This window comes from Lactiplantibacillus sp. 30.2.29 (assembly GCF_018991255.1).
Lineage (GTDB): Bacteria > Bacillota > Bacilli > Lactobacillales > Lactobacillaceae > Lactiplantibacillus > Lactiplantibacillus pentosus.
The window spans coordinates 1-8,296 of the sequence record NZ_JAGYGU010000053.1 but is presented as its reverse complement, the minus strand read 5'-3'; the positions used below and the strand labels follow the sequence as shown (position 1 = coordinate 8,296).

Genomic DNA, 8,296 nt, shown 5'->3' with positions numbered 1-8,296 from the left:
ACCCATAATTAATATTCACAGTACTAAAGTAGTATGGTACTTTAGTATCTTTGGCGTTTAATCTCAATGTGTTTCCCTAAAACTCCAACTCAATCATGGACTCTTCCATACCGTCAAGGACCTCATTTTCTTTGATAAATTTAACTCACTTCTCTGCTGGAGTAAATCGATTAGCTTTCACTTGAGTATGCAGTTTTCCATACAAGTTCTCGACGACTTGCCCATACATTTTATGTATTTATTATATCGCTTTCGTGAACATATGTTCCCTTTTGTGGTAAAATAACTGTAAATTATTGAGAAGGTGAGCTTATGTTTTTTGATCAAGAACCGCATGGCGTGTTCTTTTTAATTGATAACAAGTCCTTTTATGCAAGTTGTGAAGCCGTTGCCCGCGGGCTTAATCCTTTAAAAGTCCCACTAGTCGTTCTTAGTGAAGCTAAAAACACCAATGGTGGGCTCATCTTAGCCACGTCACCCGAAGCTAAGCAGTTATTTCATCTTAAAGCCAATGTCTCACGCAAACGTGACTTGCCCAATGACCCTAGACTCTGGGTCGTGCCGCCGCGCATGAATCTCTATATTCAACGCAATTTGCAAATTAATCAGATTTTTCATCAATTTGCGAGTGAAAAAGAGGTTTGGCCCTATTCAATTGATGAAAGTATTTTGGATATGACCCATTCATGGCGGCTTTTTGGCAATTCTATCCGTGAAGTGGCACGGTTAATTCAAAAAAAGATTCGCCAACAGATCGGTTTATACACCACTGTGGGTATTGGTGACAATCCGGTGCAAGCCAAACTAGCCCTAGATAACTACGCTAAACATAATCATGAATTGATTGGTGAAATCCATTACGAAACTGTGCCGGATAAGATTTGGTCAATCAACGAATTAACGGACGTTTGGGGCATTGGCCCCCGTATGGCGAAACGTTTGAACCGCCTTCAAATTCACAATATGTATGAGTTAGCCCATACTAACCCTTATTTACTCCAACAGAACCTCGGGGTGATTGGAAGCCAATTGTTTGCCACCGCCTGGGGCGTTGACCGGACCAAGTTAACTGAACCAATCAAAAATAAGGAAGCTAGTCTTGGCAACTCACAAGTTCTCCCGCGTGACTACTTGACACAAAACGAGATTGAAACGGTCATTAAAGAAATTGGTGAACAAGTTGCGGCGCGGCTTCGTCACCACCATAAACTAGCAGGGTGTTTATCACTAAGCGTTGGTTTTTCTTATGCTGCGGCTGAAACCGATGGCCGCAATGGCTTTCACCAGGCTTTGAAAATTGAACCAACTAACAATGACCAAACTTTAACGCAACAATTATTGTGGTTATTTCGTAAGAACTGGGACGGCCAAGCTGTCCGTAATATTGGCGTTTATAGTAGTAAGCTCAGTCCTGACGCCGGGCAGCAACTTAATTTATTCGAATCCCCGCTTAACCAAATTCAACATAGTAAGCTAAACCAAGTTATTGATGAAATTCACCGACGCTTTGGCTTCACCAAACTCATCTATGCCACCAGTCTATTGCCCGGTGGTACCGCTATTGAACGGGCTGCTTTGGTCGGGGGTCATAATGGAGGAAATAGTTATAAATAAAGATTTAGATATTATCACGAGTCGCTTAGCCTTGTTGTTTAAACCGACTAGTCGAACCCGTTATTGGCTAGTAATTGCCAATGACCCGTACGATTACACTTACAACGTATTCTTCAACAGCCAGCGAGCTAATGATCGACTACGGTCAATGCCTTTACACAAACTCACTAATTATAATCTCAATGACTTAGAAAACTTACTAAAGGCGTTGCGGCAGCAGACTAAATTAACGATTGAATTTATTGGCTTTACGGGTCAAGTTTGGCCGCAAAGTCAAAAAATTATTCAAAAGAGGCGGCAGGGGCTTGAATGAAAAGGAGTTTGACCTCGGCATTGTTAAGCGCTTCTTTGAGCAAGATTACCATGATCGTGGCCTAATGAAATGGCAAGGCTTTTACTTATCTGGTCATACTGCCGCTTTAAACCAACAGAAGATCCAAGATAAACAACAATATCCACCCAAGCCACAACAGTCTTTAAGTATCGTTGGTCAAATCTTGTCAACAGCTTACACCCAGAACCAACCAGTCAACTTACAATTAAACACCGTTGATCATAATAATCAACACTTTGCGACCATCACAACCCCAATACTGGGCTATAACGGGGCTACTATTGTGCTTGCCAACCACCAATTTATCAATATTAATGATATTCAGCACATCGAATTAGTGCGCTCAACTAACTGGACTGGCAATCAATAAAGACCACCAAGGCGCTAATGCCGAACCTTGGTGGTCTTTATTTGAATAAGTGCTTGTGCTAGTAATTACCGTTTAGATATTGGCCACTAAAGAAGCAAAGAAAAACATATATAGGACAAAAATAGCAATCGAAATAATAAATTGGACTATTCCTGCTCGGTTCCAAGTCGCTTGCACGGCCTTGAATGTCTCGACATCTTGATAATCACCTTTTTGCCAGGCCCATTCATTCCCCTTAAAACCAACCACAAAAACCCAAACGATATTAAAAATTGGAATTAACGTTAATAACGGCAAATAGGTTTTATTGCCAATGCCCCAAAAAATACTGTACATAAATGCGCCCCAATTCCACCCTTTGACCGCTTGTGGCACTTCTTTACCATTTTCTTTCATCATTACGTTCCCCCTTAATATTAACTTACCAAACCTAAGCTGGCTTGTATACTAACCTAGTATACATTATCGTGATATTGTATTACGTCGAGCAGCTTTAACTGGGCCTAGATTCAAGCCCCGACGTCTTGCTTCATGATTAGCCAACCGCAAGCTATTATTCACCTTAGCAATTTGTTCAGGATTTACCGTCTTTTGTAGCCGCTTTAGGCCATTAACTTGTTGTTTTAAACCGTCGTTTGTGAGATGCTCATTCACAAACCGCTGCGTCTTATCAGTAAGTTTCGTTACTAACTTCGGTCCAACTACGTTTTCAATCGTTATTTCATTTTCGTTCAAAGATCTGGTCAATAGATCTTTCAGGTCGTCTTTCTCAACATAATCTTCTGCGCCACCTTCGTAAAAGGTATCACCCTCTTTCGTCCGATAGGCTGAATATTCATGTCCCACTTCGTCATAGTCGTAGAATTGAGCAAACTCAGCCTTAGACGCAATCTCTTTAACGAAAGGGGCCTGACTAGACTTAATTTTTTCTATCACTGTCGGTGTCTCAATCAACCCTTCGTTCATTTCCTGTAAACTACTAACTGGCCGATATGTTGCTTCCGTCTTGTTTAGATCTTTATCCATCGCACTATCAGAATACTTCACCACGTACCCGCTCTGATAAATGAGGTGACTCATTATTTTGTCTTGAACCTTCGGCTGATCTAAGTTTCCCACAATGTCTGTATGTCCGTACGGACCATTGCTATCATATTGGGTTAATTGCCAATCCACACCTGTTCTAGCGCTTTTTGTCAAAGTAATACGAGTATGATTATCTAGGTCGTTTACTTCGAAGCCACGGCCTCTGCTACGCTCAAATACACCTTTCCAATAATCTTTTTTCTGCTGGACAATCTGTTCACTCGCAGCCAAACCCATTTCAGGTTTCCATACTGGAAATTCCGGGACAACCTCTTGTCTTAACTCTTCATTCTGTGGCAGCCCCATACGCTGCTCACGCCGCAAGTCCTGCACCAGCTCATCACTAATTTCAATCGTTTTATTACTAACTTGTTTAATCTCACTGAGCGCTTGATGAATCACCGTTTGATCTTTAGCCCAAGTTGCCACATACCCTAATGAGTAATCACCCGTATCAATACCGATATTTTGCATGGCCACATAAGCCACGGCCTCCGCCTGTGCTTCCTGATAGCCGCGCGGTCGGTCTTTAAAAGCTGATGTTAGTCCATGTAATTGACTATGGGCATATTCATGATACAACGTCTTTAGTCGCATACCTTGATCCAACTCCTGACTATCAATCACAATTTCATTGGTTTGGGGGGCAAAGTAACCCCGAGCTTGATTTTCAGTCATTGGTCGCTCCGTTACAGTTAAATTCGTCGTTTCGTTAAGGTAAGTCTTAAAGGCTTGATACAGTGGCGTCACATTCGCGTGTTCTCCTAGCTCTGGTTTGATAAAATCTTGCGTTTGCGGTATCTGCTTACCGGTAGTGTGCCGCACATCAAAGACCGGTAAATACCGATAACCCACGATGGCCTGATCGCGTTTAGTTCCTAACTGCCTTTGTTGTTCTGGTGTCAACCGTTTGGTAATGGGCGCCGCAATCCGAATGGCTTTAGCGCCTTTAGTCACCTGACGGCTAAAATCTTTTTGCCATTGTTTAAAACCCGCCACTTGGGTTGCCTGGGGATCTTGGGCATAAATCAAATTAATATTGCGTAAGCTATAGTGGTGGAACTTGGCCATCGTTTTTAAATAGGCCTTAAAGTTCGTGCTAGTGGTTAGTGCTTGGAGTTTTATTTCAGCCTGATGAACGAGCTGTTGCTTCCAAGCCTGAATTTCAACTCGACTTTTGTTTGCCATTTACAACGCCTCCTGATCTGGAAAATCCGTTTGCCCATCAAGCCGGACTAAGTCATCGTCGATACCATATAACGGCACAAAAGTCCCCGTTGTGCTTTTGATCCAAGCAACTTGTCGATATTGCCCTTGACCACCAACTTCGTCTAAATATTTCAGATCGGCTTTCGTCGCCAATACTGGTAACTCACTACCGGCAACTGCCGTTTTATCAATCATCATTTTAGTCAGCTCCTTATCGTTGATAGCACTAGCCTAACAACTCCAGTGAAGCAGCGATGACTTCTCCTAACACCAAAAAAGATCACTAACCTACCGGTCAGTGATCTTACTGATTAATGATTACGGCTAGCTCGCCCTTTGACTAACACATTTTTCGTATAACGTTAAATGGGCCAATACATAGCTAGCAACTTCATCTTCTGCCAAGTTCCTAATTTCACCATATGCTGATGACTGATAGTCAACACAAGCCATTAACTGTTTTTGCAAGGCACCCCAATCCTTCTCTTGCGCCAATTGCTTTCTGAGTTGTTCTTTAGCGGTTAAGGCTGGTTCAGTTGGTTCTGGTACAGAACTAGTTGGGGTCTCATTGGCCAACTGAATCATTTGTTGCAGCTCACTTGCAGCCTCATTACCAGCATAGTCATACTGTAATGTAGTTAAGTCTAAGCGCTTATGTGGCGTTTCAACTGCGATGTCGAAAATGGTGGCGGTATCGTCAAATGTTTGATTCAAGAATTGCCAACGGGCCGGCATACGCGTCCGCCCCGTATCAAAGATTGGATTAGCCCGGATAATGCGGCCCTTTTGATCGGTTCGAGCGGTTGAGCGGATCACCACCATCTCACCCACTCTTAGTCGTAGTAATTCTTCCATCGAAATAACCGGCACTGCATCTAAACTACTATTGAGGCCGTTCAAGTCAGCCACATTACCTTGTAACTGGTGACCAATAACATTGACAGTCGTGTGTCCCACTTCATCACTAATCTCTTGCGCCGTTTCTTTATCCTTTGACAAAATATATAGTGTATTCCCACAGTTACTAATAATCGTTTCCGCTTCTTCTTTGGAGTAATTAATCCGTAGTTGCCCTTTGTTTTGGAGCACCCAATCAAACAGTAATTCCGACCCTAAGCCAATGGTAAACTTCGTATCCAAATTCTGAATTTTTGGCAAATTACCCCCTTCGTCGATAATAAAGTGCACGCGAGTATAGCACTTTTTCTCATTATCTAGGGCCATTTGATACATTTGATTAAAGGCCTGATCAATGGCAAACGATACCAGTTGATTATAGGACGGGTTGTGTGGTGGCGTCCCTAAGAAAACGGCTACCGGTTGTTCCGAATACTTAAAAAGAATCGGTTGTGGGTCGTCGGTGACAATGGTAACCGACTCTTTCTGATTCAAGATTAAGTCGCCAGCCCGCTTAATGCCCGTTGTGGCTAACGGCGACCGTTTAGTTGTTTTAATCTGGCCTTGATAGTGATACTGATACCGCCTTAAAGCTGGTTCTGTCAGTTCATAATTAAAATCAATCGTTAATTGATAATTCGAAGGTAAGGTGGTCTTAATCGGAAATGTTAGAAAGCCTAAGCGATCAACCATTTGCGCGCGACTTTCCAAAGATTCACCTTTTTGATTGGAAAAGGTCACCTGAGCAGTTTGTAAGGCTAACTGCTTAGGGAACCCGATTCTTAATCGCCGCGGAAAGGCCATATCATGGAAGTCTAACGAGTTCATCGACGTTAACCGGGCAATATCACGTTGTTGATATATCTTAATGCCTTCCATCATTGAGGCATAAATGTTGCCGGCCGTTTCATCACCCGCAAAGTTTGATTGTTGAAACGCTTCTAACGCCATTTCTTGAAGTGGCGTTTTAACTTTAATTTGCGCCATAGCTTTGAAGTAATATGACAACTTCGTTGTCTTCGAACCATCGTCAAATTGAATTTCTTGCCCACCTAATTCGGTTAACTCCCGATAAATATTATTCATTGTTACCCGTTCCCACGTTTGATGCCGCGCAGCCAAATCAAGTTGACTGAGAATCAGCGCGTTTAACAAGTTAGTCGATGAATTATTCCAAAATTTACTGTTGCCACTGTCATCATGGCTCTGATAAATCGCTGACGAAATCCGGTTAGCTTCTTGTTGGGCTTCATCGTAATAGCCCTGTCGCGCATAATCAACCACAATCGCTAAAGGGTTGTAGGCCATTGATTTGACCATATTTTGCATATTTAACACATAGACTCGATACCCACGTTGTTTTAACAACCGCTCCGACATGGTAAATAGTTCGAGCTTAGGATCATTAATCATCATTGACGACTGTTTTTTAGCCCGTGATAAATTATCAATCAACGGTAAAACGATTGTTTCACCCTTCCCGGAACGGGTAATCCCGTAAATTAAGCTATGCACCGTCGTTTGATCAATCCCATAAGTGCCACTCGGTTTGAAATCCCACTTTTTAGCCAATGTTTGCTTTACTTTTTTGAAGCCCCGACTATAACTCGCGCTTTGAATCAAGGTCCCAATGGGCCCGTTATAATGCACTAGTGGCATCCCACCATAACCTTCAAATTCCTGGTTACGATCCGGTATCAATTCATATTGCTTTTTTAGTTGTCCCGGGCTACTAAAAGTCTCAGCGCCCTTTTCAAAGCCGTTATAGCTTTGGTAAGACCGGATAATCCGATACCAGCTTAAACTTAATGCAATAACACCTAACAAAAGTCCCCAAATTAACCAAGGATTATTCAACTGATTACCAGGCCAGGCTTTCGTCCAATCCAACACTCGCGACCAAGTTAAGCCTAAGTTCGTGGGATCTTGAAAGGCTTGACCGTGTTGCACCAACCCCTTAAACCATAGTTTCAGGCCTTGTAACAGTAAATAAGCTAGCCACGTTGCATAACCAAAGAACGCGAGTGTTACCGCTGAAACTAATCCTAGAAAACCAATCACTGCCTTGATATTACGCGCCCACCAGGGCGCATTATTTTGTCGTCGCCGATTTAAGCCTTGACCAATACTTTTGATGCCCATAATTCTACCGCCTTTCACTGCGTTTCAGTTGGTGGCCGTTGATTTTAGGGTGCGTTTAGTAGCCCGCTAAGCGCACCCTAAAATCAACGGTAATGTTTCAATTCCCCTTTAGCATACTTACTGCGACTGCCAACCGCGCAAAGCGCCCATAAAAAAGTGTCCTTCCAAAGAAGCACACCACTTAATAACTATTCTGGATCAATTGTTTAAACTCAGCCTCACCAATGATTTTAATTTCATGGGTCAAGGCCCAAGTTAATTTATGCGTCGTTGGGGGTTCAAACAATCCTTTGTCAATTATCCCAACCACCAATAACGTCACAGCCGATGAACAGTAGTTCAGCACGCGACCGCCAGCAGCAAGCACTAATTGTTGCGCCTCACTTCGCGTATAACCTGTCAAGGTACCGGTAAATAAAACACATTCATTAGTCATACCTTTGTTATGCTTTCTGGGAAACATCAACCTAGCCTCCTTGGAAGAAAGATTTCCGGTCATCTTGGAAAATTAATTTTACAATCTACTGGAAATTTAAACTAATCTACTATTAATTAAAATACTTAAATTAGTCCTTGAATAATGTCTGCTTGTAATAGCTTTAAATTTTACCAGATCTCACTAGATTATACTGAACGAAAAAATT

The 8,296-nt window shown here is 42.3% G+C and carries 7 protein-coding genes and 1 pseudogene; 3 read left to right on the top strand and 5 right to left on the bottom strand.

Annotation, left to right across the window (positions count from 1 at the left end; genetic code table 11):
• The first annotated feature begins 312 nt into the window (after positions 1-312).
• Genes KGF65_RS15975 through KGF65_RS15965 form a run of 3 tightly spaced genes read left to right on the top strand, consistent with a single transcriptional unit; the run spans position 313 to position 2,318 of the window.
• A complete protein-coding gene (locus KGF65_RS15975) occupies positions 313-1,614 on the top strand; it encodes a Y-family DNA polymerase (protein WP_216788241.1) in 1,302 nt (433 codons plus the stop codon).
• Positions 1,592-1,927, top strand: coding sequence for an acetyl-CoA carboxylase (locus KGF65_RS15970; protein ID WP_253956191.1), 336 nt, complete (start codon positions 1,592-1,594; stop codon positions 1,925-1,927). Before KGF65_RS15975 ends, KGF65_RS15970 begins: the two co-directional genes overlap by 23 nt.
• The gene (locus tag KGF65_RS15965) at positions 1,920-2,318 is read left to right on the top strand and encodes a hypothetical protein (protein ID WP_216788240.1); all 399 of its coding nucleotides are present in this window, start codon (positions 1,920-1,922) and stop codon (positions 2,316-2,318) included. Before KGF65_RS15970 ends, KGF65_RS15965 begins: the two co-directional genes overlap by 8 nt.
• Before the next feature lie 72 nt (positions 2,319-2,390).
• On the opposite strand, the gene KGF65_RS15960 is transcribed toward KGF65_RS15965, so the two are convergent.
• The 5 genes and pseudogenes from KGF65_RS15960 to KGF65_RS15940 form a co-directional block, all read right to left on the bottom strand.
• Complete coding sequence (locus KGF65_RS15960; protein WP_027822898.1) at positions 2,391-2,714, bottom strand: hypothetical protein; 324 nt, start codon at positions 2,712-2,714, stop codon at positions 2,391-2,393.
• A gap of 1,029 nt (positions 2,715-3,743) precedes the next feature.
• Positions 3,744-4,592 (bottom strand): annotated as a pseudogene (locus tag KGF65_RS17180) (ArdC-like ssDNA-binding domain-containing protein); the annotation flags it as partial.
• Entirely contained in the window at positions 4,593-4,811 is a 219-nt protein-coding gene (locus tag KGF65_RS15950; protein ID WP_076640153.1) for a hypothetical protein, read from the bottom strand. It lies immediately after the preceding pseudogene.
• A 126-nt stretch (positions 4,812-4,937) separates the two neighbouring features.
• Complete coding sequence (locus tag KGF65_RS15945) at positions 4,938-7,652, bottom strand: VirD4-like conjugal transfer protein, CD1115 family (protein ID WP_216788238.1); 2,715 nt, start codon at positions 7,650-7,652, stop codon at positions 4,938-4,940.
• A gap of 181 nt (positions 7,653-7,833) precedes the next feature.
• Positions 7,834-8,115 carry a BRCT domain-containing protein gene (locus KGF65_RS15940; protein ID WP_216788237.1) on the bottom strand — a complete coding sequence of 94 codons (282 nt, stop codon included), beginning with the start codon at positions 8,113-8,115 and terminating at the stop codon, positions 7,834-7,836.
• Between the last annotated feature and the right edge of the window lie 181 nt (positions 8,116-8,296).